The following is a 25,313-nucleotide window of genomic DNA, read 5'->3' on the forward strand; positions in this document are numbered from 1 at the left end:
GGTTGTCACATGCACTTGAAGAAACCGTTCTAAGCTGCAGTTGTTGTTTGGAATTTTGTTTTGGAGTTCAAGCTGGCCATGTCTCTTTCGCCAACCACAGACTCGCGTTCCCTTCGTGCCGCGCGCCATGCCCGCGCCGCCTTGAGCCGGGCTTCCCGCCGCGCCGTCGTCGCGGCAGCCGTGGCGCTGGGCGCCACCTTCCTCATGGGCTCCAATGCCGTCGCCGCCCCCGCCGTGGGCCAGCAGGCGCCCGATTTCGTTGCCGTCGACACCACCGGCGCCAAGCACAAGCTGTCCGACTTCGCGGGCAAGTTCGTCGTGCTCGAGTGGACCAACCCCGGCTGCCCCTTCGTGCGCAAGCACTACGGCAGCGGCAACATGCCCGCCACGCAGAAGGCCGCGACCGACAAGGGCGTGGTCTGGCTCGCCATCAATTCCACCGAGCGCGCCGCCAGCGACTACCTGAAGCCCGATGCGCTCGACGCATGGATGAAGTCGCAAAAGGCCGCCCCCACCGCCGTGCTGATGGACGAAGACGGCCTCATCGGCCAGGTCTACGGCGCGCGCACCACGCCGCACATCTTCATCATCGACCCCAAGGGCACGCTGGTGTACGCGGGTGGCATCGACAGCATCGCCTCGGCGCGGCCCGACGACATCAAGACCGCGACCAACTACGTCAGCCAGGCGCTGGGCGAGGCCTTCGGCGGCAAGCCCATATCGGCGGCCAGCACGCGGCCCTACGGCTGTTCGATCAAGTACAAGACCTGATACGACCTGATGAGTGAAATCCGGGGAACGGCCGGCTACGGCGCCAATGCCGCGGTGCTGGCGCAGCAGTATGAAAGCCTGCGCTTCGAAGACGTCCACCGCGAAGTGCTGCACCTGTTTCCCAGCGCGCCAAGCCGGGTGCTGGACATCGGCGCCGGTTCCGGGCGCGACGCCGCCGCGCTCGCCGCGCTGGGTCACCGGGTGGTGGCGGTCGAGCCCACGCCCGAACTGCGCGCCGAAGGCATGCACCGCCACGCCGCGCTGCCCATCGAGTGGATCGACGACCACCTGCCCGGCCTGCACCGCACACGGGCGCTGGGCGTGCGCCACGACCTCATCCTGCTGACCGCCGTCTGGATGCACCTGGACGCCGCCGAACGCGCCACGGCCATGGAAGCCCTGGCAGCGCTTGTGGCCGAAGGCGGCCAGGTCGCGATGTCGCTGCGCCACGGCCCCGTGCCCCAGGGCCGCCGGATGTTCGACGTCTCCGCCCGGGAAACAGCAGAACTCGCGGACCGGCACGGACTGCGGCAGCGCTTCCTGGGCGAGCGCGAGGACATGCTCGACCGCGCGGACGTGCGCTGGAGTTTCCTGGTCCTCCAGCGCCCCGCGTGACAGCTACCTGACCCGCGCAGTCAGGCAGCGGTCGGGAAGCCTGGCCTACCCTTGGCAGATATACATGCCACAGGGGACAACAAGATGAATCCCGCGCCTTCCACCGCGCAAAAGGGCGCTGCCGCCGTGCACGCTTCGCCCGCAAGCTCCTCGAAATTCGCCACCGTCCTGCGCGTGACCGGCGGCAACTTCATGGAGATGTTCGACTTCTTCCTGTTCGGCTTCTACGCCACGCAGATCTCGAAGGCGTTCTTCCCGGCCGGCAACGAGTTCGCCTCGCTGATGCTGACCTTCATGACCTTCGGCGCCGGCTTCCTGATGCGGCCGCTGGGCGCGATCTTCCTGGGCGCTTACGTCGACCGCGTCGGCCGCCGCAAGGGGCTGATCGTAACGCTCGCGCTGATGGCCGTGGGCACGCTGCTGATCGCCTGCGTGCCGGCCTACGCCACCATCGGCCTGGCGGCGCCGCTGCTGGTGCTCATCGGCCGGCTGCTGCAGGGCTTCTCGGCCGGCGTGGAGCTGGGCGGGGTGTCGGTCTACCTGTCGGAAATGGCCACGCCGGGGCACAAGGGCTTCTACGTGAGCTGGCAGTCGGCCAGCCAGCAGGTGGCCATCGTCGTCGCGGCCGCGCTCGGCTACTGGCTCAACGTGACCTTCACTTCGCAGGAGATCGGCGACTTCTACTGGCGCGTGCCCTTCTTCGTGGGCTGCCTGATCGTGCCGGTGCTGTTCATCATCCGCCGCTCGCTGCAGGAGACCGAGGAGTTCATGGCGCGCAAGCACCGGCCCGACGCGCGCGAGATCTTCCAGTCGATGGTCGCCAACTGGGGCCTCGTGCTCGCCGGGATGATGCTGGTGTCGATGACCACCGTGTCGTTCTACCTGATCACCGTCTACACCCCCACCTTCGGCAAGTCGGTGCTGCACCTGAGCACCACCGACGCGCTGATCGTCACGCTGTGCGTGGCCATCTCCAACTTCATCTGGCTGCCGATCATGGGCGCGCTGTCGGACCGCGTGGGCCGCAAGCCGCTGCTGATCCTGTTCACGGTGCTGACCATCCTCACGGCATATCCGGCGCTCAAGTGGCTGGTCGGCGAACCGAGCTTCGCGCGCATGCTCGCGGTCGAGCTGTGGCTGTCGTTCCTCTATGCGAGCTACAACGGCGCGATGGTGGTGGCACTGACCGAAGTGATGCCGGTGAACGTGCGCACGGCCGGCTTCTCGCTGGCGTACAGCCTGGCCACCGCAGTGTTCGGCGGCTTCACGCCGGCAATCGCCACCGGCCTGATCGAGATGACCGGCGACAAGGGCGCGCCGGGCCTGTGGATGACGGCCGCCGCGGTGTGCGGCCTGATCGCAACGCTGGTGCTGTACCGGCGCAACGTGAACCCGGCGGACGCACGGCGCGTGCCGGTGGTCTGATTTTTCTTCTTCACACCAGCCGCAGGCCGCCGTCGCACTCGAGCACCGTGCCCGTGGTGTAGCCGTTCTCGATCAGGAACTGGATCGCATGCGCCACGTCCTGCGGCCGCCCCACGCGGCCGACAGGCAGCGTCTCGACCTGCTGGCGGAACAGGTCGTCCTTCATGGCGGTGGGCACGCGGTTCCACCAGGGTGTGTCGACGAGGCCCGGTGACACGGCATTCACCCGGCTCGGCGCCAACTCGCGCGCCAGGCTGCCCACCATCGCTTCGATCGCGCCGTTGATCGCAGCCAGCCCCGCGGTGCCGGGCAGCGAATTGCGCGCGGAAATCGCGGTCACGAAAGTCAGGCTGCCGCCCTTGCGCAGCACCCGTGCGCCGGCCTGCGCCGCCTCGAGCTGCGGCCAGAACTTGGCCTCGAAGCCGCTGCGCAGCGACTGGAGATCGAGCTGCGCGAACTCGCCCGCGCCCTCGCCACCGCTGAGCGTGAGCACCAGGTGATCGACGGGCCCGGTCTTCCCGAAGAAGGCATCGAGCGCGCCGCGGTCGCGGGCGTCGAAGGCCGCGCCGCTCACGTTCTCACCCAGGCCGCCGATGGCCTCCTGCAGCTTGCCGTTGTCGCGCCCGGTCGCAATCACGCGCGCGCCGGTTGCCGCCATCCGGCGAACGGTCTCGAGCCCCACGCCCGACGACCCGCCGACCACCACCACTGTCTGTTGTTCCAAAGCCATGTCGACTCCTTTGAATGACCAATGAAGAAAGTGCCTTCAGGTTAGGCAGAGGCGCTCTATCATTCAAATCGTTTGGAATCATGGAATACATCAACGAAAGTGATTTCAGGCGGCTCGACCTGAACCTGCTGCTGGTGTTCCACGCGCTGCTGCACGAACGCAGCGTCACGCGTGCGGCGCAGCGCCTGTTCATCGGCCAGCCTGCCCTGAGCGGCGCGCTCAAGCGCCTGCGCGCGGCCCTGGGCGACGAGCTGTTCGTGCGCACCTCGCACGGCATGACGCCGACTCCGCGCGCGCTCGAACTCGCGCGCGCCATCGAGCCGCTGCTGCTGTCGCTGCAGCAGGCGTTGCACGCACGGCCGGTGTTCGATCCGTCCAAGGCCGAGCGCGTGTTCTGCATCGGCCTGAGCGATGCGCTCGAAGTGGCGCTGATGCCCCGCCTCATGCAGCTGCTGTCCGAACAGGCGCCGGGCGTGCGGCTCATCGCGCGCGCTGCCGACCGCACGAATGCCCCCGCCATGCTTGACGCGGCCGAGATCGAACTGGCGGTGGGCGTCTTCACCGACTGCGCCGCGTGGCACAGGCAGCGCGCGCTGTTCGGCTGGCACTTCGTCTGCGTCTACAACGCCGCGCTCGTGAAGACGCGGGGCAGGAAGATCACGCTGGCGGAGTACCTGCGCCACCCGCACCTGCTGACCTCGTTCAGCGCCGACCTGAGCGGCCTCGTCGACGACCTGCTGCGCGAACAGGGGCATGCGCGCCAGGTCGTGTTCTCCAGCCGCAACTTCGCGACCAGCCCCTTCATCGTGCGGCAGATGCCCGCCATCACCACCGTGCCCACCTTCGCCGCCGCCGCGTGGCGCGACGCGCTCGGGCTCGCGGTGAGCCCGCTGCCTTTCGAAACACCGGCCTACGAGGTGTCGCTGCTGTGGGCGGCGGCGCGCGACGGTGATCCAGGCCTGCAGTGGCTGATCGGCCTCATGACCGAGGTGTTCGGCGAGAAGCCCGTGCGTTGATCCAGCGCGCACCGTGCGTTGACCGGGAGCGCAGCACCCACGGTGTCCCGGGTGGAAACACCGATGATGTCGCGCCCCCGCGTGCCTATCCTGCGGAAGCGCTTCCGGGCGCCCTCCACGGAACCCACGGCATGAACGCACACCACTTCAGCACGCTGCTCGAACACCCCGCCGACCGGCAGGCCTGCTGGGGCCGGATCAACACCAGCTACTTCGGCGCGCTGAACGTGCAGTGCCTGGACACAGGCACCTTCGACGCGCGCATGGACGCCTACGAACTCGGCCCGCTGGGCATGTTCATGATCGAGGCGCCCTCGCACCGCGTGGCGCGGCCCGACATGCGCAGCGAGATCGCGCTCGACGAGCACTACAAGCTGGTGCTGCAGCTCGAAGGCCACGGCCACATCTCGCAGCGCGACCGCGAGTTCCACCTGCACCCCGGCGACTGGAGCCTGTACGACCCGCGCGTGCCCTACGCCATCACCAACCCCGAACGCTCGCGCCTGCTGGCCATTACCATTCCGCGCCAGCAGTTCAAGGGCATGAAGATCCCCGACCTGCACACCTGCGAGGCGCACACGCCGGCCATGCAGGGGCTCTACGCGGTGCTCGGCTCCTTCCTCACCTCGCTGGCCGACCAGCTGCCCTCGCTGCCCAACGCCGTCGGCCGCTCGGTCAGCGACACGGTGCTGGGCCTGCTGGCCTCCACGCTGGCCACCCACTCCGACGAGCAGTTCGGCGCGCACCCGGTGCCGGGCGTGCTGAAGGCGCGCGTGAAACAGTTCGTGCACACGCACCTCGCCGACCCGGCCCTGTCGCTCGATCTCATCGCGCAGCAGCTACGTTGCTCCAAACGCTACCTGCACCGCGTGTTCGAGGACGAGGAGCAGACGCTCGACCGCTTCATCTGGCAGATGCGGCTCGAGCGCTGCAGCGAGGCGCTGCGCAACGCGGCCGGTCGTCGCACGTCGGTGTCGGAGATCGCCTTTGCCTGGGGCTTCAACAGCAGCGCGCATTTCTGCCGCGTGTTCAAGGCGCAATACGGCGTGTCGCCGCGCGAGTTCCAGCGGCGCGAGACCGGGAGCGCGGCAGCTTCAGCGATGCTTGCGCACTAGGCTCTGCGGCCTTCCTCTTGTTTGCGAGCCCTGGACTTCCTGGCGAAGAGCCCCTCGCACAGGCCGCGCAGCCAGCGATTCGCGGGGTCCTGGTTGTAGCGCGCATGCCAGTGCTGCTTGACGGTGAAGGGCGGCACGGGCACCGGGCAATCGAACACCGCGAGCCCGTTGGTGCGGGCCAGCGTCTCGCCGATCTGGCGGGGCACGGTCGCCACGAGGTCGGTGGTCGAGACGATGGCGGCCAGGCCCAGGAAGCCGGGCAGCTCCAGCAGGATGCGCCGTTCGACGCGGTGCCGCAGCAGTGCAGCCTCCAGCAGTTGCACGCCCGTGCCGCCGACGATGCCGATGTGCGCCTCGGCCTTGTAGTCGCGCAGGCCCATGCCCTTCGAGCCGACGCGCGGATGCCGTGCATTCACCAGGCACACCCAATCCTGCGGATACAACACCTGTTGGTAGAAGCCTGATTCGAGCCAGGGCACCAGTCCGATCGCGAGGTCGGCCTGGCCTGACTGCAGCGCCTGCCCGGTCTGATCGTCGATGCGCGCGGCCTCCAGGCGAATGCCGGGGCCCACCGCGCGCACATGCGCCAGCAGTTGCGGCAGCAGCGTGATGTGGCTGGCATCCGTCATGCAGATGCGAAAGCGCCGTGTGGCGCTCGACGGATCGAACACTTCCTGCGGCGCGGCCACGCGGCGCAGCGCCGCCAGTGCCTCGCGCGCCGGAACGATCAGTTCGTCCGCGCGCGGCGTCGGCTGCATGCCTGCCGCGGTGCGCACGAACAGCTCGTCGCCCAGGTGCCTGCGCAGCCGGCCCAGCCAGTTGCTCACCGTCGGCTGGCTCTGGCCGAGCTGGTCGGCCGCGCGCGTCACGCTCTGCGTGGTGTAGATCAGGTCGAACAGGCGCAGCAGCTTGAGGCTGAGCAGGCCCGCGCTCGCATCGAGGTTGTCGTCGTCGGCGTTCATTTCAAAACGGAATGTAGACCATTCGCCCCATGTCATGGACGAGATGTTCGTCCAAACCTATCTTCAAGGCATTCCTTCGAGACACTCCTTCGAGAGACAGGCATGAAAATCTATTTCCTGGGCGCTGGCGCCCTCGGCTGTGCCATCGGCGGCACGCTCGCCGCCGGCGGGTCGGACGTCACGCTCATCGACCCGTTCCAGGCGCACGTCGACGCCATCCAGCGCGACGGCCTCCTCATGAAGGAAGGCGACTCGGAGCGCCGCGTCAAGGTGCGCGCAGCGACCAGCGTCGAGGGCCTGCCGCCGGCCGACCTGGTGATCGTGCTGGTCAAGTCCTTCCACACGCGCTCGGCCATCGAAGGCGCGCTGTCGATCGTCGGACCCGACACCGCGCTGATGTCGCTGCAGAACGGCATGGGCCACGAGGAGATCCTGGCCGACGTCGCCGGCCGCGCGCACGTGCTGGCCGGCAAGACCTACGTCGGCGGCGTCCTGCTCGGCCCGGGCCGCGTCATTGCAGGCACGCGCGGCAAGCGCACGGTGATAGGCGAACTCGACGGCAGCGTGAGCGAACGCGCCAGGGCCGTCGCGGCCGAGTTCGAGCGCGCCGCACTCCCTTGCGAGGTCAGCGACAACATCCTGGGCGTGATGTGGGACAAGCTGCTCATCAACGTCTCGACCGGCGCGCTCAGCGGCATCACGGGCCAGGTGTACGGCAGCCTCTACGGGGTGCCCGAGATCGAGGCCACGGCCATCGCCGCCGTGGCCGAGGCCATGGCCGTCGCGCGGGCCATCGGCGTCAAGCTGTCGATCAAATCGCCGCGCGATGCATGGGTGATGGCCGCCGAAGGCCTGCCCTACGAGTTCAAGACCTCGATGCTGCAGAGCCTGGAGAAGGGCTCCATCACCGAGATCGACTTCATCAATGGCGCGGTGGTGCGCGCCGGACTCCAGCACAACGTGCCGACGCCGGTCAACCAGACGCTGGTGGCGGCCATCAAGGGCATCGAACGCCGGCTGGAGGCGAAATGAGCACGCCGCGCGCCTATGTGGAGCACGTCGCCATCTGGGTGAAGGACATTCACTGGCACATCAAGTTCTTCCACGACGTCTGCGGCATGACGATGCGCGAAGTGCAGGGCACGCTCGAAGAGCCGGTGCAGTACTGGACCCTCGGCGGCATGCAGTTCATGGCCAAGCCGGACTACGCAGGGCCTGAAGGCCGCCTCGGCCATCTCGGCGTGATGTGCGAAGACCTCGAGGCCGCACTCGCCGCCGCGCGTGCCTTCGGCGTGACCGAAATGCCGCAGGGCCGCAACTGGCTGCGCCTGCCGGACGGCTTGGCCGTCGAGTTCATCCAGGCCAGCGCCGGCGCCGTGGCGCGCGCGCTCGCCATCGATCCCCGCGCCTGAAGAACCGTCACCAATACAGAGACACACACACCATGACCGCCTTGACCATCGAAGACAAGTACTGGGACGACGCCGTCGTCGGCCAGGAGTGCATCAGCCCGCCCTATGAAGTGACGGAGGCTCGCGTGATGGCGTATGCCGACCTCACCGGCGACCACACCCCCGTTCACACCGACGAAGCCTATGCGCGCACAACGCCCTTCGGCACCCGCGTGGCGCACGGACTGTTCGGCCTGTCGGTGGCCGACGGGCTCAAGACGAAGAGCGACATGCGCTTCATGCCGGGCATGTCGCTCGGCTGGGAATGGAGCTTCGTGGCCCCCATCAAGCTCGGCGACACGGTGCGCGTGAAGTTCCACGTCGGCAGCAAGCGCGAATCGAAGAGCAAGCCGGGCTGGGGCATCCTCGTGCTGCCGTCCGAGCTCATCAACCAGCGCGACGAGGTCGTGCAAAAGGGCGAGCACCGCGTGATGGTGCCGAGGAAGCCGGCATGAGCGCGTCGCCAAAACAAGCGTTGCCGCTGGCCGGCTTCCGCGTCGTCGACTACAGCCACTTCCTGGCCGGGCCCTACGTCGGCCGCTGCCTTGCCGCGCTCGGTGCGGAAGTCATCAAGGTCGAGCGTCCCGGCACGGGCGATGCAGGACGTCAGCATGCGTGGTTCGTCGGCGACCACAGCGGCTATTTCCTGCAGCAGAACATGGGCAAGAAGGGCCTGAGCGTGAACACGAAGGACCCACGCGGCCGGGCACTGATGAAGAAGCTGGTCGACAGCGCCGACGTGTTCGTCGAGAACTACCGCCCCGGTGCACTCGACAAGCTGGGCCTGGGCTATGCCGAACTCGCCGAGACCAACCCCGGCCTGGTGTACTGCTCGATCTCGGCCTACGGCCACACCGGCCCCGACTCGCACCGCGCCGGCTTCGGCCTCATCGCGGAAGCCAAGAGCGGCATCATGCAGATGGTCGGCAACCCGGGCGAAGCACCGCCGCTGCTGCGCATCTCGCTGGGCGACATGTACACCGGCATCCATGCCGTCGCCGCAATCAACGCCGCGCTGCTGGGACGGGTGAAGTCCGGCCGCGGGCAGCACATCGACATGGCGCTGTACGACACGCTGGTGTCCATGCACGAGTACGCGGTGCAGTGCTACACGCTCTCCAATGGCCAGGAGGTGCCGGTGAAGACCGGGCACGACATGCCCAATTCCACGCTCTACGGCGTGTTCCGCGCGCAGGACGGAGACCTCGTGATCGCCGCGCAGGTGGACGACGCCTGGAAGCGCTTTGCCGCGCTGGTCGAGCAGAACGGCGGCCCCGCGGGCTTCGGCAGCGACACGCGGCTGCACGCTTCGGCCGGGCGCAATGCCCATCGCGCCGGGATCCTCGATGTGGTGAAACCGTGGGTGGCGGCGCGGCCGGTCGCGCAGGTGCTGAAGATGCTGGACGGCATCGACGTGCCTGCCGCCAAGGTTCAGCGCATCGACGAAGTGCTGGCCGATCCGCAGATCCATGCGCGCGGCATGGTGATCGAGCAGGAGCATCCGGTGCTCGGAAAGATCCGCCTGCCGAACCTGCCCTTCCACATGTCGGGCTGCGATACCTCGATCACGCAGGTGGCGCCCGAACTGGGCGAGCACAACGCGGAAATCGCGGCGAGCCTCGGCTTCGACGCCGCGCAGATCGCCGACATGCAGGCCGACGGCGTGCTCTACAGCAAGTAAGGAAACAGCCATGACCGACAAGTACGCCGTGATCGGCAACCCGATAGGACACACCAAGTCGCCGATGATCCACGGCAGCTTCGCGCAGGCGACCGGCCAGGACATCGACTACAGCGCGATAGAAGGCTCGCTGGAGCGCTTCGCCGACGACGTGCACGCATTCCGCACGGCGGGCGGACGCGGAATGAACATCACCGCCCCGTTCAAGCTGCAGGCCTATGCACTGGCCACCGAACGGCTCGAACGCGCCGAGCTCGCCGGCGCCACCAATGCGCTCAAGTTCGATGGCGAGCGCATCCTTGCCGACAACTTCGACGGCGTGGGCCTGACCAACGACATCCAGCGCAACCTCGGCTTTCCGCTCGAGGGCGCGCGCATGCTGGTGCTCGGCGCGGGCGGCGCGGTGCGTGGCGCACTGCAGCCGTTTCTCGCGCAACAACCGGCCGTGGTGGTGCTGGCGAACCGTACGCAGGCCAAGGCCGTCAACCTCGCCAAACAGTTTTCCGGGCATGGCCGCGTGCAAGGCTGCGGCTACGGCGATCTGGCAGGCGAGCGATTCGACATCGTCATCAACGGCACCTCCGCGAGCCTCAGGGCCGAATTGCCGCCCCTGCCCGCGCAGGCGCTGCAGGGTGCGAGGCTGGCCTACGAGCTCGCCTACGGCAAGGGCCTGACGCCCTTCCTGCGGCTGGCGCAGAACGCCGGCGTGCCGAAGCTGGCCGACGGCGTCGGCATGCTCGTGGAACAGGCGGCGGAGGCCTTCCTGTGGTGGCGCGGCGTGCGGCCCGACACGCGCAGCCTCATCGACCGCATGACCATTCCCCTGGCCTGACCCGGCGACCTGGAGACGCCCCATGAAGATCCTCATGCTGCACGGCATCAACCACAACATGTTCGGCAAGCGCGACCCGAAGCAATACGGCACGGTGACGCTGGCCGAGATCGACGCGCAATTGCAGGCACTCGGCAAGGAGCTCGGCACCGAGGTCGAGAGCTTCCAGACCAATTGCGAAGGCGCGATGTGCGAGCGCATCCACCGCGGCTTCACCGAGGGCGTGGACGCGGTGCTCATCAACGCCGGTGCCTGGACGCACTACAGCTACGGCATTCGCGATGCGCTGGCGATCCTCACCGTGCCGGTCGTCGAGCTGCACATGTCGAACATCCATGCGCGCGAGACGTTTCGCCATCACTCGGTGTTCGCCGAGATCGTGAAAGGACAGATCTGCGGCTTTGGCGTGGACAGCTACCTGCTCGGCCTGCGCGCGGCGGTGACGGCGGCGCGAGGCTGAACCAGCGAGTTGTTGGCGGGCAAAGCGGGGGACCCGAAGCGCAAAGCGCCAGCGCAATCCCGATGTTCCGGGATACGCGCATGACGAAAGCGTAATTCCGGTGTCGGTCTGCCGCGCAGGCAGCCTTTCTAGAGTCGGTTCCACCAACTCCACAGAAAGGAACTCCTCGTGAAACGCACCCTGATCGCCCTGGGCACCCTCGCCTTCTTCTCCACCGCCTTCGCGCAGCAACCGCACGCCCACAGCGCGGAAGCCGAAGCCGACTTCGACAGCAAGCCGCAGGCCGCCGCGGAAGCGAAGAAGAACAACAGGCAGCCTGGTGCGGTGCGCATCAAGGACGGCGGCACCGCGCGCGGCGAAGGCTCCGCCGTGCCGACGCCCAGCAAGACGGAAAAAGCCGGCGAAGCCCGCGCCGAGGCGCGCGAGGCCAAGCCGCACAGCGTGCCCAAGCCAGGCGCCACGCCAAAGTAAGCCGCGCCGGCAGGCGTTCTTCAAGCCGCCGCGAGATAGCTGCTGTGCAGTATCTCCGGCCGGCTGCGCAGTTCTTCCGACGAGCCCGCGAAGGCCATGCGGCCACGCTCCAGCACATAGGCGCGGCTCGACACCGCGAGCGCCACCGTGGTGAACTGTTCGATCAGCAGCACGCCCACGCCTTCGCGCGCGACCTGCTGCACCACCTCCACCAGCCGCTTGACCACCGTGGGCGCGAGCCCCAGCGAGAGTTCGTCGATGGCCAGGTAGCGCGGCCTGCCGATCAGCGCCTGCGCGATGCAGACCATCTGCTTCTGGCCGCCCGAGAGCGAACGCGCGGGCAGCGCGAGCTTCACGCGCAATTCCGGAAACACCACGAGCGCCTGCTCCACCGCATCGGCCACGCGCGCAGCGGGCAACGCCGTGGCGGCGGCGCGCAGGTTGTCGAGCACCGAGAGATCGCCCAGCACGCGGTGGCCCTCGGGCACCACCGCCACGCCGAGCGCACGCACGCGCTCGGGCCGCCGGCCGTGCAGCGCATGGCCCTCGACCTCGATGCGTCCGCCCGCGAGCGGCAGCACGCCGCCGATGGCCATCACCGTGCTGGACTTGCCCGCGCCGTTCGCCCCCAGCAGCGCCGTCACTTCGCCGGGCGGCACCTGCAGGTCGATGCCGTGCAGTACAGCCTTGCCGCCGCGTTGCAGGCGCAGATCGTTCACGCTCAGCATGTGCTTGTCACTCCGTTCCGAGGTAGGCCTTGCGCACGGCCGGGTCGTCGAGTAACTGGCGCGTCGGGCCGAGCGCGAGGCGGCGGCCGAAATCGAGCACCAGGGTCTGCGTGCAGGTGGCCGCGATCAGGTCGACATCGTGGTCGATCAGCAGCACCTGCGCGCCGCAGAAAGCGTGCACCGAGCCGATCACGCGGCGCAGCGTGCCGGCCTCCTGTTCGGTGAGGCCCGCGCCGGGTTCGTCGAGCAGGAGCAGCTTGGGCGCGCCGACCAGCGACTTCGCGATCTCCAGCATGCGGCGCTGGAACAGGTTGAGCCGATGGCCCGCCACCGTGGCCGCATCGAGCAGGCCGGTGTGCGCCAGCGCGCGCGTGACCTGCGCCACCGCATCGCCGCGCGCATGCGGCACATGGTCGAGCAGGGCGCGCACGTTGTCCCACACGCTCAAGTCTTCCACCACCTGCTCGGTCTGGAACGACCGGCGCAGGCCGAAGCGCACGCGCTCGACGGGCTTCAGGCCCAGCAGGTCGGCGCCGTCCACTGCAACGGAGCCACTGCGCGGCAGCACGAGGCCGCTGAGCACGTTGACCAGCGTGGTCTTGCCCGCGCCGTTGGGGCCGATGAGGCCGCACACCGGCGCATCGAGCTCGGCGCTCAGCGCGTCGATGGCCTTGACGCCGCCGAAGGCGACGGTGAGATCGCTGATGCGGATCATGGCGCGGCATCCTTGCCGCCAGACAGCCGCCGGCGCACTGCGGCGAAGGCGCCGACCAGTTGCCCCGCGATGCCGCTCGGCGCGGTGATGAGGGCATGCAGCAGCGCCACGCCGAAGAAGATCATCGCCAGATAGCCATTCACCCCGAAGTCCGTCAGCAGCGCCGGCACCGCGCGAAGCAGCAGGCCGGCAATCAGTGCGCCCGCCCAGTTGTAGACCCCGCCCACCACCGTGAGCGCGAACAGCATCACCGAGTCGCCGGCGGTGAAGGCGCGTCCGTCGAGCTGCCCCACGCCACCAGCAAGCAATGCGCCCGCCACGCCGGCGCAGAAGCCCGCGAGGCCGAAGGCCCAGGTCTGGTAGCGCAGGATGTTCACGCCGGCCGCCACGGCCGCCGCCTCGCCGCGCCGGATCAGCGCCCACGAGCGCCCGGCGCGCGTGCGCCGGTGCAGTTCGATCAGCGCCAGCACCGCCGCCAGCCACACCGCCACGTAGCGGAAGTACGCCGCGTCGGACAGCGCCAGCGCGGGCCTGGGCATCATCAGCCGCTCGCTGCCGAACACCCGGCCCAGCCATCCCGCGCCGCCGTCGGGAAAACCCGTGACGTTGATAAGCACCTGGAAGCCGCCCGCCATCATCATCGTGACGAGCGCCAGGTACAGCCCCTTGAGCCGCAGCGCCGGCAGCCCCGCCAGCATGCCCACCACGCACGACAGCAGCCCGCCCGCGAGCACCGACAGCTCGAAGGGCCAGCCCAGTCCGTGCCCCGCGCGCAAGGCGATCCAGCCGCCGGCGCCGAGCAGCGCGTACTGGCACAGCGACACCAGCCCGAGCTGCCCGTAGAGCAGCGCCACGCCGGCCGCCGCGATCGACAGCGCGAGCGATGAAGTGAGCGTCTTGATCCAGTAGGCATTGGCCAGCCACGGCACGACGAGCCCGATGAGCAGCACGCAGCCCACCATCACCGCCAGCGAGATGCGCGCGCGGCGCGCTGCTTGCGCGAGCGAAGCCGGTGGCCCCTGCACGTCGTGCGCCGGCACGGCTCCGACGATGGTCGAAGAAGCGCTCATGCCTGCCGCGTCCCGGTGCGATAGAACACGATCATCGCCAGCGCGATGAGGAACGGCGTGGCCGTGCGGAACGCCGCGAAGCCCGGCACCGTGATCGCCAGCGCCTCCAGCACGCCGATGGCGATGCCGCCCGCCACAGTGGCCGGCAGCGAGTGCAGGCGGCCGATGATGGCGGCGGCAAAGGCCGGAATCACCAGGAAGGTCAGCAGCGTGGCCTGCAGCCGCACGATGTTGGCAAGCAGCAGCCCGCACACACCGGCGAAGGCGCCGCTGAGCACCCAGGCCACCGTGTCGACGCCCAGCACGCGGATGCCGAGCAGCGCGCTCAGGTCGCGGTCATTGGCCAGCGCGCGCATCTTCAGGCCCACGCGCGTCTTCGACAGCAGCAGGCCCACGCCGCCCATCATCAGCACGGCCAGCGCGAGCCCCAACGCACGGGTGTGGGTAAGCCGCACCTCGACTTCGCCCAGCACGAAGTCGATGGCGCCCGCGTCGGTCGGCAGCACCAGCCGGCGCGGCTGCTCGCCCCAGTACCACTCGGTGAAGCCGACCACCACCAGTGCGAAGCCCAGCGTCGCGATGCTGCGGATGGTCGGGTCGCGGTGCGAGAGCCGCGGCGCCAGCAGCCGTCCGTAGGCCAGCGACAGCAGCATCGACGTGACGATTGCGGCGGACCACGCCAGCGCCTGCGGCCAGTCCGCTTCCAGCATCGACCAGGCCACGTAGGCACCGATCGCGCCGATGGCACCGAAGGCGAAGTTCAGCACGCCCGAAGAGCGGTAGAGCACCACCAGCCCCACGCCGGAAAGCGCATACACCGCGCCCAGGCCCAGGCCCGAGATGACGAAAGGCAAGTAGTCGTCCATGGCCGGGCGCGCCTACTTCAAGCCCATCTTCTGCTCGTCGGCGCGGATGTCGACCAGCTCCGGGTCGTCCGCCGTCAGGCAGCCGCCGGGGGCGAAGCGCCAGCCGTTGCCGTCGGGGCTGGCGACCGGGCCGCTGTTGTTGGCGTTGTGGCGGTTGCCGTTGCCCACGTAGAAGGGCTTGCAGAGGATGTCGCTCCTGAAGTCGCTCACCTTGCGCAGCGCATCGGTCACGCCGGCGCGGTCGATCTTCTTCGGGTCCATCTTCAGCAGCGCCTGCGTCACGATGCGCGCCGCCACGTAGCCGCCTTGCGAGAAGGTGTCGCGCGGATCGCTCTTCGCGCCGTACCTGTCCATTACCGCGAGCCAGTTCTTGTTGTCGGGGCCGGCAGATTCGAGCGGGTTGAATTCGAGGTTGACGTCGAAGTTGCCCGTCCAGTAGGGGCCGATGGCCTTGGGCACGTCGGTGTTGTAGGCCGGCGCGGCCGACACGAAGTGGATCTTCCTGCCGATGTTCTGCTGCTCGGCGGCCGCCAGCATAGGCACCAGGATGCCCTTGGGCACGTTCATGATGATGGTGTCGGGCTTCTTCGCGGCGGCCTGCAGCATGGTGGAGGTGGCGTCGGCCGAGCCGGGGTCGATGGCGATGGTCTCGACCTCCACGCCGTTCTTCCTGCCCCACTCCTTCGGCCCTTCGCAGGCCCAGTTGCCCAGGCTGGGGATGTTCGGAATGATGCAGACCATTTTCCTGGCCTTGTACTTCTGCGCGGCGTACATGGCGGCGATGGTGGCCGACACGCGCGGCCCCGCATTCACCGGCACGTAGTTGCGCGCGTTGAAGCACTCGCGCGGCACGCCGGTGCCGGCGATGACCATCACGCCCTCATCGGCGTACATCTTGGCGTTGGCGCCGCACTCCACGAAGCTGGTGCTGCCCGCGAGCGCGACCACCTTGCGGTCCTTCACGAGCTTGGAGGCGACCTGCGCGGCGGTCTCCGGGTTCCACTGGTCGTCGACCACGATGTAGTCGACCGGGCGGCCGTTGATGCCGCCGTTGGCGTTCACGCACTTGAAGTACGCGGCCGCCGCCTGGCCCGAGGCGCTGAAGTCGTCGGGGCCGGTCTTGCCGACCACCGCGCCGATGGGAATGGGCTCGCCCGTCGCGGGCTTGCCGGTGTTGAGGCCGCAGTCGGGGCCCGACTGTGCCCATGCACTGCCCGCGCCCGCGATACCCATGGCGCCGACCGCGAAGGACAGCGCAATCTTCTTCTGGATCTTCTTCATGATGGATGTCTCCTTTTCTTGTGACCGGAACCCGGCTGCTACACCGCCATGCACACGCTCTTGAGCTCGGTGAAGCTCTCGAGCGCCGCGCGCCCCAGGTCGCGCCCGTAGCCCGACTGCTTCACGCCGCCCAGCGGCAGTGCGTTGTCGAGCACGTTGTGCGAGTTGACCCAGACCACGCCCGCCTGCAGGCGCGGCACGATGCGGTGCACGGCCGAGAGGCTGTTGGACCACACGCTGGCGGCCAGGCCGTAGGCGCTGTCGTTGGCCATGCGGATCGCGTCTTCCACGTCGTCGAAGGGAACGACGGTCGCGACCGGGCCGAACACCTCCTCGCGCACGATGCGCATCGAAGGCTTTGCGTCGACGAACACGGTGGGCTTCACGAAGCAGCCGCCATCGAAGGCCCGGCCGCCGCCGGTGACCAGCGTCGCGCCCTCGGCCACCGCACCGTCGATGTGCGCCATCACTCGGTCCATGTGGCGCCTGGAGACGAGCGGGCCGAACTGCGCCTGCGGATCGAAGCCCGAGCCGATGTGCAGCCCCTCGGCCGCCTGCGCCAGTTGCGCCACTACCTTGTCGAAGATGCCGCGCTGCACATACACGCGCGAGCCCGCGGTGCACACCTGCCCCTGGTGGAAGAAGATGCCATTGGCCGCACCTTGCGCCGCTGCCGCCGGGTCGGCGTCGTCGAGCACGATCAGCGGCGACTTGCCGCCCAGCTCCAGCGTGAAGCGCGCCATGTTGTCGACGGCCGCATGGCCGATCTGCCGGCCCACGCCGGTCGATCCGGTGAAGCTGATCTTGCGGATGTCCGGATGCGCAGCGAGCGCGGCGCCGGCCGTGGCGCCGCGTCCGCACACCACGTTGAGCGCACCCGGCGGAAAGCCCGCCTCGATGGCCAGTTCGGCCAGCCGCAGCGCGGTGAGCGGTGTTTCCTCCGAAGGCTTGAGCACCACGGTGCAGCCTGCCGCAAGCGCGGGCGCGACCTTCCACAGCGCGATGGCCAGCGGAAAGTTCCAAGGCACGATGGCCCCCACCACGCCAACCGGTTCGCGCCGCGTGTAGGTCACCCACTGCGGACCCGGAATGCCGATGGAGTTGTCCAGCGTCTGGCCTTCGAGCTTGGTGGCCCAGCCCGCCATGTAGCGCACGAACTCGGCGCCTGCGCCCACATCGACCATGCGCGCGATGCCGCGCAGCTTGCCGCTTTGCAGCGTCTCGAGTGCACTGAGTTCATCGGCGTGCGATTCGATCAGCGTCGACAGCGTGTAGAGCATGCGCTCGCGGTCGGCAGGGCGCAGCGATTTCCATGCGGCGCTCTCGAAGGTGCGGCGCGCGCTGGCGACGGCGGTGTTCACGTCAGCCGCATCGCTGTCGGGCGCCTCGGCCACGGTCATCTCGGTAGCGGGGTCGACCACCGGCAGGTAGCTGCCGCCGGCGGGGGGCGCCTCGCGGCCGTCGATGTGGTTGCCACGCCGGCGCTGCGCCAGCAGGCCCACCTGGCCGAGGTGTTCGATCGACAGGTCTCGCAGATTCATGAAGAGGCTCCGGGGCGATGCGTTGAAGAAGAGAAAGAAGAAAGTGCTGTCACTGCATGGCACGCGCCACGAGCAGGGTGTCGGTGAACTGCTCGAAGCGCCGCACCTTGCCGCCTTGCACCTGCCACACATGGGTGACGCGCGCGTGCATGGCCTTGCCGGTGGCGCGGTTGCGGCCGTGGTAGTCGCCGATGCCGACCACGGTGTCGCCGCCGTCGACCAGCCGCTCCAGCACGAAGCGGTAGCCCTCCCACTCGGCGCCCAGCGCCTTGAAGACCTTCTCGATCACCTGCGCCGGGCCGACGTGCGTGCCGGCACAGGGAAAGCCGGCCATCTCGGTCCACTGCACGTCGTCGGCCACGTCGGCGAACATGGCATCGAGGTCTTGCCGGTCGGAAGCGGCGTAGTGATCGGCAACGATCTGGTGGGGCGTGCGCATGAATCAAGGCTCCTGGGCGTGACAGCGAAAAAGGGAAAGATCAGACCGGCCCGAACTCGGGTGGATAGAAGGTCTGCGAGGCCTTGCGCATGAAGGCGCCCGCGGGGTTGTTGGCGACTTCGCCGGCGCCGGTGACGCCGAGGAACTTGCCGGTCGAGCGGCCGCGCGCAAAGTCGAAGAAGAACACCGACGCCACCGGAATCAGGAACTCGCGGAAGGTGAAGACGTACTGCTCGTCGTCGAACTTCCAGTAGCTCGCCAGGTCGACGTCGCCGTGGCCGCGCTGCACGCCGACCAGGCACTGCCAAGCGTAGCGCTCCGAGCTCAGGTAGGTGTGCTCGTAGGTGTGGTTGGGGCTGTAGGTCTGCCAGGTGCGCAGGCCGATGAGGTCGCGCGTGGCGTGCGGAACAAGGCCGGTGGCATCGCCGCCTTCGAGCGTGCCGGCCCGGAAGTCTTGCGGCACGCGCGGCTGGCCAGCCGCTTCCTCGGCACCGACGATGCGGCAGCGGATGGCGAGCACGCGGCGCGTGCGCGTGTTGAGCACCACGGTCAGTGCCTCGGTGGGCCGGCTGGCCTGCGTGATGTCGAGGAAGAAGGTGTCTGGCGCGACCTCGATGGCCTCGTACCAGTCGCCCTGTGCCTGCCCGCCGCGTGCGCCCTCTTCCTGCCAGTCGATCGTGTGCTGCGTGCGCGGCTTCAACGTCAGGCGGAACTCGGGCAGGGCCAGCACCAGCGTCCGGCCCGCAAGCGCGTCGGTGGGCGGCAGGCGGTTGGTGGCGATGCCGAGTGCGAACTGGTCGTAGGTCTTCCAGTCGGCAGGCCTGGTGGTGTCTGTGCTCATGGCGTCTTCCTCAGGCGTCGTGCGCGAAGGCGATGGTGGGAAGGTCCACGGCGCAGGCGCCGCCATCGACCATCAGCGAGCTGCCGGTGACCATCGCGGCCAGCGGCGAGGCGAGGAACATCACGGCATTCGCCACGTCCTCGGGGCTGGCGGCGCGGCCCATGGGCACATCGCGCGTGACCAGGCCGTAGGCCGCATCGGCATCGGCCAGGCGGTACTTGTCGACGAGCACCTGCATCTGTTCGTCGGCCATCTCGGTGCGCACCCAGCCGGGGCACACGGCATTCACGCGCACGCCCTGGCGGCCGTAGTCGCGCGCCAGCGAACGCACCAGGCCAATGAGCGCATGCTTCATCGTCACGTAGCCGACCACGCCCGGTCCTGCGAAGTGGCCTGCGAGGGAAGACAGCACGACGATGTTGCCGCGCCGCTCGATCAGCTCCGGCAGCAGTTCGCGTGCGCAGACGAAGGCGGTGTCGAGGTTCAGGCGCGTCGAGAGCGCCCACGAGGCGTCGTCGGTGGAGAGCGCATCGCCCACGCCGTGGCCGCCCGCGTTGGCGACGAGCACGTCGACACGGCCGAACTTCTCGCGTGCCTGGGCCAGTGCCCGGCGCACGTCTTCGGTGCTGGCGGCGTCGCCGGCCACCGCGAGGCCATCGAGCTTCGAGGCGACGGCTTCGAGCTGCGCAAGGCGCCGCCCCATCAGCACGACACGGCCGCCCGCCGCGGCGAACTGCGCGGCGACCGCCGCACCGATGCCGGTGCCGCCGCCCGTGATGAACGCGACCTTGCCGGCCATGGAATCTTTCGTGAAGCTCATTCGTTCTGTCTCCTTGTCGGGATCGACTCTAGGTTTCGGCGTGCATCGGCGATTGACCGAAGGCGCAGAGTTAATTGCCCGACAGCGCGAAGTCGGCGCAGCGCTCGGCCAGCATCACGGTGGGTGCGTTGGTGTTGCCGCTGACCAGCGATGGCATGACCGAGGCGTCGCACACGCGCAGCCTGGCCACGCCGTGCACGCGCATGCGCGCATCGACCACGGCCAATTCATCGCGGCCCATGCGGCAGGTGCCGCTCGGGTGGTAGACGGTCTTGGCGCGCTGGCGCACGTAGGCCTCGATGGCGTCGTCGGCCAGGTCTTCGGCGGCGGATGGCGCGAGCTCTTCGGACACCAGCTCGCGCAGCGCCGGCGCGCGCAGGATGCGGCGCGCCAGCTTCACGCCGCGCACCAGCGTGGCGACGTCTTCCGGCGCCTGCAGGTAGCCGCCGTCGAACAGGATCGGTGCCATCGGGTCGGCGCTGCGCAGCCGCACGCTGCCGCGCGACCTGGGCCGCAGAAAGCAGGGGTTGATGGAGATGCCGTGGCCGGCCAGCGGCTCGCGGTCGACGTCGCCCACCAGCACCGGCAACACGTGGAACTGCAGGTCGGGCCGGCCTTCGCCGGTGGTGTCGACGAAGCCGCCGCTCTCGACCACGTTGGAGGTGAGCAGGCCGGTGTTGAAGAGCGTCCATTGCAGGCCGTGCTTCAGCGCGGCCAGGCCGCGGTCGTTGCCCAGCAGGCTGATCGGCTCGCGCGTGCGGCCGTAGACCGACACCTCCAGGTGGTCCTGGAAGTTCTCGCCCACGCCGGGCAGGTCACGCGCCACGGGAATGCCGAGCGCCTGCAGCTGCGCGCCGCGGCCGATGCCCGACAGCATCAGCAGCTTGGGCGAAGCCAGCGCGCCGGCCGAGAGGATCACTTCCTGGCTTGCCGTGGCCACGATGTCTTCGCCGGTGCCGCCGGGGCCGGTGCGGTAGACCACGCCGGTGGCGGCGCCGTCCTGCGTCAGCACGCGCATCACATGGGCGCCGGTGACCACCGTGAGCTTCGGGTTGCCCCGCACGGCAGCCAGGTAGGTGGCCGCGGTGCTCGCGCGCCGGCCCTCGAAGGTGGTCGTCTGGTAGAAGCCCACGCCGGCCTGCTCGGCGCCGTTGAAGTCGTCGTTGTAGGCCAGGCCGCTTTGCTGCGCGGCGCGCAGGAAGGCCAGGCTCAGCGGGTGCCGGAAGCGCGTGTCGCTCACTTTCAGCGGCCCGTGGGTGCCGTGCAGGCTGCAGGCGAAGCGCGCGTTCGACTCGGCCTTGCGGAACCACGGCAGCACATCGCTCCAGCCCCAGCCTTCGCAGCCCTGTGCCTGCCAGCCGTCGTAGTCGGCCGGCGTGCCCCGGATGTAGACCATGGCGTTGACCGAGCTGCCGCCGCCCAGCGTGCGGCCCTGCGGCACGAACATCCTGCGGCCGCCGGCCGCGGGTTGCGGCTCGCTCTCGTAGGCCCAGGTGCGCTCGGTGCCGATCACGCGCACGAAGGTGGCGGGCATGTGGATGAAGCGGTCGTTGTCGGGCGGGCCGGCCTCCAGCAGCAGCACGCTGCGCCCCGCCAGCACCAGCCGGTGCGCCAGCACGCAGCCGGCGGAGCCGGCTCCCACCACCACGAAATCGAAAACCTGTTGCGCCATGTTCGTCCGGAGTTGTTGTTCCGCCCGGATGCTCGGCGCTGCGGCGCGCCGTGGATCACCGGGGCGGGTTGGTGCAACTCAAAATGCGCTGTCGGTCAATGCCGGGGTGCCTGCGACAATGGGGGAATGCCTTTCGCCCCACTGCAAAACGACACATTCCTGCGGGCCTGCTGGCGCCAGGCCACCGATCACACACCCGTCTGGCTGATGCGCCAGGCCGGCCGCTACCTGCCGGAATACGTGGCCACCCGCGCAAAGGCGGGCAGCTTCATGGGGCTGGCCACCAACACCGACTACGCCACGGAGGTCACGCTGCAGCCGCTTGCGCGCTATGAACTCGACGCGGCCATTCTTTTCTCCGACATCCTGACGGTGCCCGACGCCATGGGCCTGGGCCTGTCCTTCGAGGCCGGCGAAGGCCCGCGCTTCGCGCGCCCGGTGCGCGACGAAGCGGCGGTGGCCGCGCTCGAAGTGCCCGACATGGAAAAGCTGCGCTACGTGTTCGACGCGGTGGGCTCGATCCGCAAGGCGCTCGATGGTCGAGTGCCGCTGATCGGCTTCTCGGGCAGCCCGTGGACGCTGGCCTGCTACATGGTGGAAGGCGCGGGCTCCAGCGACTACCGCCTCGTGAAGAGCATGCTGTACAGCCGCCCCGACCTGATGCACCGCATCCTCGCGGTCAATGCCGATTCGGTGGCCGCCTACCTCAACGCCCAGATCGACGCCGGCGCGCAGGCCGTGATGGTGTTCGACAGCTGGGGCGGCGTGCTGGCCGACGGCGCGTTCCAGGAATTCAGCCTTGCCTACACGGCCCGCGTGCTGGCCGGCCTGAAGCGCAACGGCGCCGACGGACAGCCGGTGCCGCGCATCGTGTTCACCAAGGGCGGCGGGCTGTGGCTGGACGCCATGCGCGAGCTCGACTGCCAGGTGCTGGGCGTGGACTGGACCGTGAACCTGGCCTCGGCCCGAAAGCAGGTCGCCGAGGGCACGGACGGCAAGGCCAAGGCGCTGCAGGGCAACATCGACCCGAACGTGCTGTTCGCGCCGCCCGCGCAAATCGAAGCCGAGGTGGCGAAGGTGCTGGATGCCTTCGGCAAGCCCCACGCCGACCGCACCGTCCAGGGCCCGACGCACATCTTCAACCTGGGCCACGGCATCAGCCAGTTCACGCCGCCGGAGCATGTGGCGGCGCTGGTGAAGGCAGTGCATGCCCACTCGCGCGCCATGCGCGGTTAACAAGGCAGTTATCAACCGGGAGCGTGCCGGTGCAGACGCCCGGCACCCGAAAAGTCGGTCCGCAGCCGTTTGTCAAGCGCAAAAACGGCATATGGGTCTGACTTATGCACAAAACCCGTGCTGCACTGCGCAAGATTGTCCGGGGGCGCACCTTGTTTGCTCCCAAAGCGATAGCGACGCTAAGTCGTTGATTTATATAGGATTTGGTTTTTGCTTTTTTTCCGGGCAATCCAGCGAGAGCCTTGATTTTCAAGGCTCGCCGACGTAACGAGCCCGCTTGTCAACAAAGTTATCCACAGAAACTCTGGATGGCCCCCAAAGCCCAGAAAAATCAACGACTTAAGCGGATTTGCTCAAAGCCGCATTAACAAACCTTGCCAAGAAGGAACCCCAATCGCCACCGCCGCCCTCCCCCTCGACGGGACAAGCCAACCGACGAACGGTAGCCCCCCGGCCCTGCCCTGGCGGCTCGACGTAGCGGTGCAGACGCCCGCGCATGCCGCGCTGGGCGACCTGCTGAGCTACGCCAGCGCCGAGCCGATGCCGCCCGGCACGCTGGTGCGCGTGCCGCTGGGCAAGCGCGAGGTGCTGGGCGTGGTCTGGAACGAGCCGGTCTCGCTGGAAGGCGCCGAGCCCGACATGGCGCTCAAGCCCGTGGGCGCGGCGCTCGACGCGCTGGCGCCGCTGGGCGAGGCCTGGCGCGACCTCGTGGCCTTTGCAGCGCGCTACTACCAGCGCTCGATCGGCGAGATCGCGCTGGCCGCGCTGCCGCCGCAGCTGCGCGACCTGACGACGACGCAGCTGGCGCGCCGGCTCAAGCGCAAGACCACGGCCGGGCCGGTGGCCGAGACGGCCGAATCGGCGAACCTGATCGCGCTGAGCGCCGAGCAGACCGCCGCGCTCGAGCGCATCGAGGCCGCGAGCGGCACCTTCCTGCTGGTCGGCAGCACCGGCAGCGGCAAGACCGAGGTCTACCTGCGCTGCGTGGCCGACCTGCTGGCGCGCGAGCCCGAAGCGCAGGCGCTGGTGATGGTGCCCGAGATCAACCTCACGCCGCAGCTCGAAGCCCGCTTCAAGGCCCGCTTCGGCGAAGAGGCGGTGGTGTCGCTGCACAGCGGCATGACCAACCCGCAGCGGCTGGCGAGCTGGCTGGCGGCGCACAGCGGCGCGGCGCGCATCGTGCTGGGCACGCGCATGGCGGTGTTCGCGTCGATTCCGGGGCTCAAGCTGATCGTGGTCGACGAGGAACACGACCCCAGCTACAAGCAGCAGGAAGGCGCGCGCTACTCGGCGCGCGACCTCGCGGTGTGGCGCGGCCAGCGCGAAGGCGCGAAGGTGATCCTCGGCTCGGCCACGCCATCGTTCGAGAGCTGGCACCAGAGCCGCCCCGCCGAGGGCGACGACCCGGGCGGGCGCTATGTGCGGCTGGCCATGCCCTCGCGCATCGGCGCCGGCGAGCTGCCCGCGGTGCGGCTGGTCGACATGAACCTGCAGCCGCCGAAAACGGTGATTTCGGGCGCGCTGCTCGACGCCATCGGCCAGCGCATCGCGCGCGGCGAGCAGAGCATGATCTTCCTGAACCGGCGCGGCTATGCGCCGGTGCTGGCCTGCGGCGACTGCGGCTGGAAGAGCGAATGCCCGCACTGCAGCGCCTACCGGGTGTTCCACAAGATCGACCGCACGCTGCGCTGCCACCACTGCGGCTTCACCGAACGCGTGCCGCGCGCCTGCCCGGCCTGCGGCAACCCCGACATCGCGCCCGTGGGCCGCGGCACCGAGCGGCTCGAAGAGCACCTGGCCGAACTGTTCGCCACCGTGAAGCGGCCCGACGGCAGTGCGGTGCCCGGTCCCGTGAGGATTGCGCGCATCGACGCCGACAGCACCAAGAAGCAGGGCGCTCTCGAATCGCAGCTGGCTGCGGTGCATTCGGGCGAGGTCGACGTGCTGGTCGGCACGCAGATGATCGCCAAGGGCCACGACTTCCGACGCATCACGCTGGTGGCCGCGGTGAACCCCGACGGCGCGCTGTTCTCCAGCGACTTCCGCGCGCCCGAGCGGCTGTTCAGCCTGCTGATGCAGTCGGCCGGCCGCGCGGGCCGCGACGCCGCCTACCTTGCCGCGCAGGGCGCGACGGCCGAGATGTGGATCCAGACGCACCATGCGCATCACCCGCTGTTCATGGCGCTGCGCAGGCACGACTACGCGGTGTTCGCCCAACAGCAGCTCGACGAGCGCCGCGCCGCCGGCATGCCGCCGTTCGCGTTCCAGGCACTGCTGCGGGCCGATGCGCGCGAGCAGTCGGTGGCGCAGGCCTTCCTGAACATCGCCGCCGAGCAGGCCGAGGCGCTGCCGGGCGCGGACCTGGTCACGCGCTATCCGGCGGTGCCGCTCACCATCCAGCGCGTGGCCAACGTGGAACGCGCGCAGATGCTGATCGAGAGCCCCTCGCGCGCGGCGCTGCAGAAGCTGCTGGCGGCCTGGCAGCCGCTGCTGCACGAACTGCGCCGCACGCCCGAGGGAAAAGGCGTGATCCGCTGGCTGGTCGACGTGGATCCGCACAGCATCTGAGCGATTT

The 25,313-nt window shown here is 68.9% G+C and carries 25 protein-coding genes and 1 pseudogene; 14 read left to right on the forward strand and 12 right to left on the reverse strand.

What is annotated here, in order from left to right; all coding sequences use genetic code 11:
* Positions 1–78: 78 nt before the first annotated feature.
* From ACWV14_RS28385 to tcuC, 3 genes are all read left to right on the forward strand, one after another.
* Positions 79–771, forward strand: coding sequence for a thioredoxin family protein (locus ACWV14_RS28385; RefSeq protein ID WP_422088420.1), 693 nt, complete (start codon positions 79–81; stop codon positions 769–771).
* Positions 772–780: 9 nt separating this feature from the next.
* Complete coding sequence (locus ACWV14_RS28390; RefSeq protein ID WP_454904950.1) at positions 781–1,386, forward strand: class I SAM-dependent methyltransferase; 606 nt, start codon at positions 781–783, stop codon at positions 1,384–1,386.
* Positions 1,387–1,470: 84 nt separating this feature from the next.
* Positions 1,471–2,811 (forward strand): tricarballylate/proton symporter TcuC, encoded by a 1,341-nt coding sequence (gene tcuC / locus ACWV14_RS28395; RefSeq protein WP_454904952.1) that lies wholly within the window; start codon positions 1,471–1,473, stop codon positions 2,809–2,811.
* Between the two features lie 10 nt (positions 2,812–2,821).
* Here the strand turns inward: tcuC and ACWV14_RS28400 are convergent, their stop codons facing one another.
* Positions 2,822–3,541 (reverse strand): SDR family oxidoreductase, encoded by a 720-nt coding sequence (locus tag ACWV14_RS28400; RefSeq protein WP_454904954.1) that lies wholly within the window; start codon positions 3,539–3,541, stop codon positions 2,822–2,824.
* An 80-nt stretch (positions 3,542–3,621) separates the two neighbouring features.
* On the opposite strand from ACWV14_RS28400, the gene ACWV14_RS28405 reads away from it, so the two are divergent.
* The gene (locus ACWV14_RS28405; protein WP_454904956.1) at positions 3,622–4,557 is read left to right on the forward strand and encodes a LysR family transcriptional regulator; all 936 of its coding nucleotides are present in this window, start codon (positions 3,622–3,624) and stop codon (positions 4,555–4,557) included.
* A 131-nt stretch (positions 4,558–4,688) separates the two neighbouring features.
* The gene (locus ACWV14_RS28410) at positions 4,689–5,672 is read left to right on the forward strand and encodes an AraC-like ligand-binding domain-containing protein (protein ID WP_454904958.1); all 984 of its coding nucleotides are present in this window, start codon (positions 4,689–4,691) and stop codon (positions 5,670–5,672) included.
* Here the strand turns inward: ACWV14_RS28410 and ACWV14_RS28415 are convergent.
* Positions 5,669–6,634, reverse strand: a complete 966-nt coding sequence (locus tag ACWV14_RS28415; RefSeq protein ID WP_422088426.1) for a LysR family transcriptional regulator — start codon at positions 6,632–6,634, stop codon at positions 5,669–5,671. The two genes, ACWV14_RS28410 and ACWV14_RS28415, sit on opposite strands and share 4 nt — an antisense overlap.
* A 102-nt stretch (positions 6,635–6,736) precedes the next feature.
* On the opposite strand from ACWV14_RS28415, the gene ACWV14_RS28420 reads away from it, so the two are divergent.
* The 7 genes from ACWV14_RS28420 to ACWV14_RS28450 all read left to right on the forward strand — a co-directional run bounded on the left by ACWV14_RS28420 (position 6,737) and on the right by ACWV14_RS28450 (position 11,529).
* A complete protein-coding gene (locus ACWV14_RS28420) occupies positions 6,737–7,666 on the forward strand; it encodes a ketopantoate reductase family protein (protein WP_454904960.1) in 930 nt (309 codons plus the stop codon).
* A complete protein-coding gene (locus tag ACWV14_RS28425) occupies positions 7,663–8,046 on the forward strand; it encodes a VOC family protein (RefSeq protein WP_422088428.1) in 384 nt (127 codons plus the stop codon). Before ACWV14_RS28420 ends, ACWV14_RS28425 begins: the two co-directional genes overlap by 4 nt.
* Before the next feature lie 41 nt (positions 8,047–8,087).
* Positions 8,088–8,540, forward strand: a complete 453-nt coding sequence (locus ACWV14_RS28430) for a MaoC family dehydratase (RefSeq protein WP_258355227.1) — start codon at positions 8,088–8,090, stop codon at positions 8,538–8,540.
* Positions 8,537–9,766 (forward strand): CaiB/BaiF CoA transferase family protein, encoded by a 1,230-nt coding sequence (locus tag ACWV14_RS28435; protein WP_454904963.1) that lies wholly within the window; start codon positions 8,537–8,539, stop codon positions 9,764–9,766. Before ACWV14_RS28430 ends, ACWV14_RS28435 begins: the two co-directional genes overlap by 4 nt.
* Before the next feature lie 10 nt (positions 9,767–9,776).
* Positions 9,777–10,598, forward strand: a complete 822-nt coding sequence (gene aroE / locus ACWV14_RS28440; RefSeq protein ID WP_454904965.1) for a shikimate dehydrogenase — start codon at positions 9,777–9,779, stop codon at positions 10,596–10,598.
* A gap of 22 nt (positions 10,599–10,620) precedes the next feature.
* Positions 10,621–11,058 (forward strand): type II 3-dehydroquinate dehydratase, encoded by a 438-nt coding sequence (aroQ, locus tag ACWV14_RS28445; protein ID WP_454904967.1) that lies wholly within the window; start codon positions 10,621–10,623, stop codon positions 11,056–11,058.
* A gap of 168 nt (positions 11,059–11,226) precedes the next feature.
* Positions 11,227–11,529 (forward strand): hypothetical protein, encoded by a 303-nt coding sequence (locus ACWV14_RS28450; RefSeq protein WP_454904969.1) that lies wholly within the window; start codon positions 11,227–11,229, stop codon positions 11,527–11,529.
* A 20-nt stretch (positions 11,530–11,549) separates the two neighbouring features.
* Here the strand turns inward: ACWV14_RS28450 and ACWV14_RS28455 are convergent, their stop codons facing one another.
* The 10 genes and pseudogenes from ACWV14_RS28455 to ACWV14_RS28500 form a co-directional block, all read right to left on the reverse strand.
* On the reverse strand, positions 11,550–12,257 hold the full coding sequence (locus tag ACWV14_RS28455) for an ABC transporter ATP-binding protein (protein WP_454904971.1): 708 nt from the start codon (positions 12,255–12,257) through the stop codon (positions 11,550–11,552).
* A gap of 7 nt (positions 12,258–12,264) precedes the next feature.
* Entirely contained in the window at positions 12,265–12,972 is a 708-nt protein-coding gene (locus tag ACWV14_RS28460) for an ABC transporter ATP-binding protein (RefSeq protein WP_454904972.1), read from the reverse strand.
* A complete protein-coding gene (locus ACWV14_RS28465; protein WP_454904974.1) occupies positions 12,969–14,042 on the reverse strand; it encodes a branched-chain amino acid ABC transporter permease in 1,074 nt (357 codons plus the stop codon). The genes ACWV14_RS28460 and ACWV14_RS28465 overlap by 4 nt, the downstream gene beginning before the upstream one ends.
* Positions 14,039–14,908 (reverse strand): branched-chain amino acid ABC transporter permease, encoded by an 870-nt coding sequence (locus tag ACWV14_RS28470; protein ID WP_422088436.1) that lies wholly within the window; start codon positions 14,906–14,908, stop codon positions 14,039–14,041. Before ACWV14_RS28470 ends, ACWV14_RS28465 begins: the two co-directional genes overlap by 4 nt.
* Before the next feature lie 12 nt (positions 14,909–14,920).
* The gene (locus tag ACWV14_RS28475; RefSeq protein WP_454904976.1) at positions 14,921–16,189 is read right to left on the reverse strand and encodes an ABC transporter substrate-binding protein; all 1,269 of its coding nucleotides are present in this window, start codon (positions 16,187–16,189) and stop codon (positions 14,921–14,923) included.
* A 38-nt stretch (positions 16,190–16,227) separates the two neighbouring features.
* The gene (locus ACWV14_RS28480; protein ID WP_454904978.1) at positions 16,228–17,730 is read right to left on the reverse strand and encodes an aldehyde dehydrogenase family protein; all 1,503 of its coding nucleotides are present in this window, start codon (positions 17,728–17,730) and stop codon (positions 16,228–16,230) included.
* A 49-nt stretch (positions 17,731–17,779) separates the two neighbouring features.
* Positions 17,780–18,169 carry a nuclear transport factor 2 family protein gene (locus tag ACWV14_RS28485; RefSeq protein WP_454904980.1) on the reverse strand — a complete coding sequence of 130 codons (390 nt, stop codon included), beginning with the start codon at positions 18,167–18,169 and terminating at the stop codon, positions 17,780–17,782.
* A gap of 40 nt (positions 18,170–18,209) precedes the next feature.
* The gene (locus tag ACWV14_RS28490; RefSeq protein WP_454904982.1) at positions 18,210–19,010 is read right to left on the reverse strand and encodes a MoaF C-terminal domain-containing protein; all 801 of its coding nucleotides are present in this window, start codon (positions 19,008–19,010) and stop codon (positions 18,210–18,212) included.
* Positions 19,011–19,020: 10 nt separating this feature from the next.
* On the reverse strand, positions 19,021–19,830 hold the full coding sequence (locus tag ACWV14_RS28495; RefSeq protein ID WP_454904984.1) for an SDR family NAD(P)-dependent oxidoreductase: 810 nt from the start codon (positions 19,828–19,830) through the stop codon (positions 19,021–19,023).
* 79 nt (positions 19,831–19,909) lie between these two features.
* Positions 19,910–21,502, reverse strand: a pseudogene (locus tag ACWV14_RS28500) (GMC family oxidoreductase); the annotation flags it as partial.
* A gap of 126 nt (positions 21,503–21,628) precedes the next feature.
* Here ACWV14_RS28500 and hemE point away from each other — a divergent pair.
* Complete coding sequence (gene hemE / locus ACWV14_RS28505; protein WP_454904986.1) at positions 21,629–22,738, forward strand: uroporphyrinogen decarboxylase; 1,110 nt, start codon at positions 21,629–21,631, stop codon at positions 22,736–22,738.
* A 456-nt stretch (positions 22,739–23,194) separates the two neighbouring features.
* Entirely contained in the window at positions 23,195–25,306 is a 2,112-nt protein-coding gene (priA, locus tag ACWV14_RS28510) for a replication restart helicase PriA (protein WP_454906103.1), read from the forward strand.
* Positions 25,307–25,313: the final 7 nt, after the last annotated feature.

This window comes from Variovorax durovernensis (assembly GCF_977011995.1).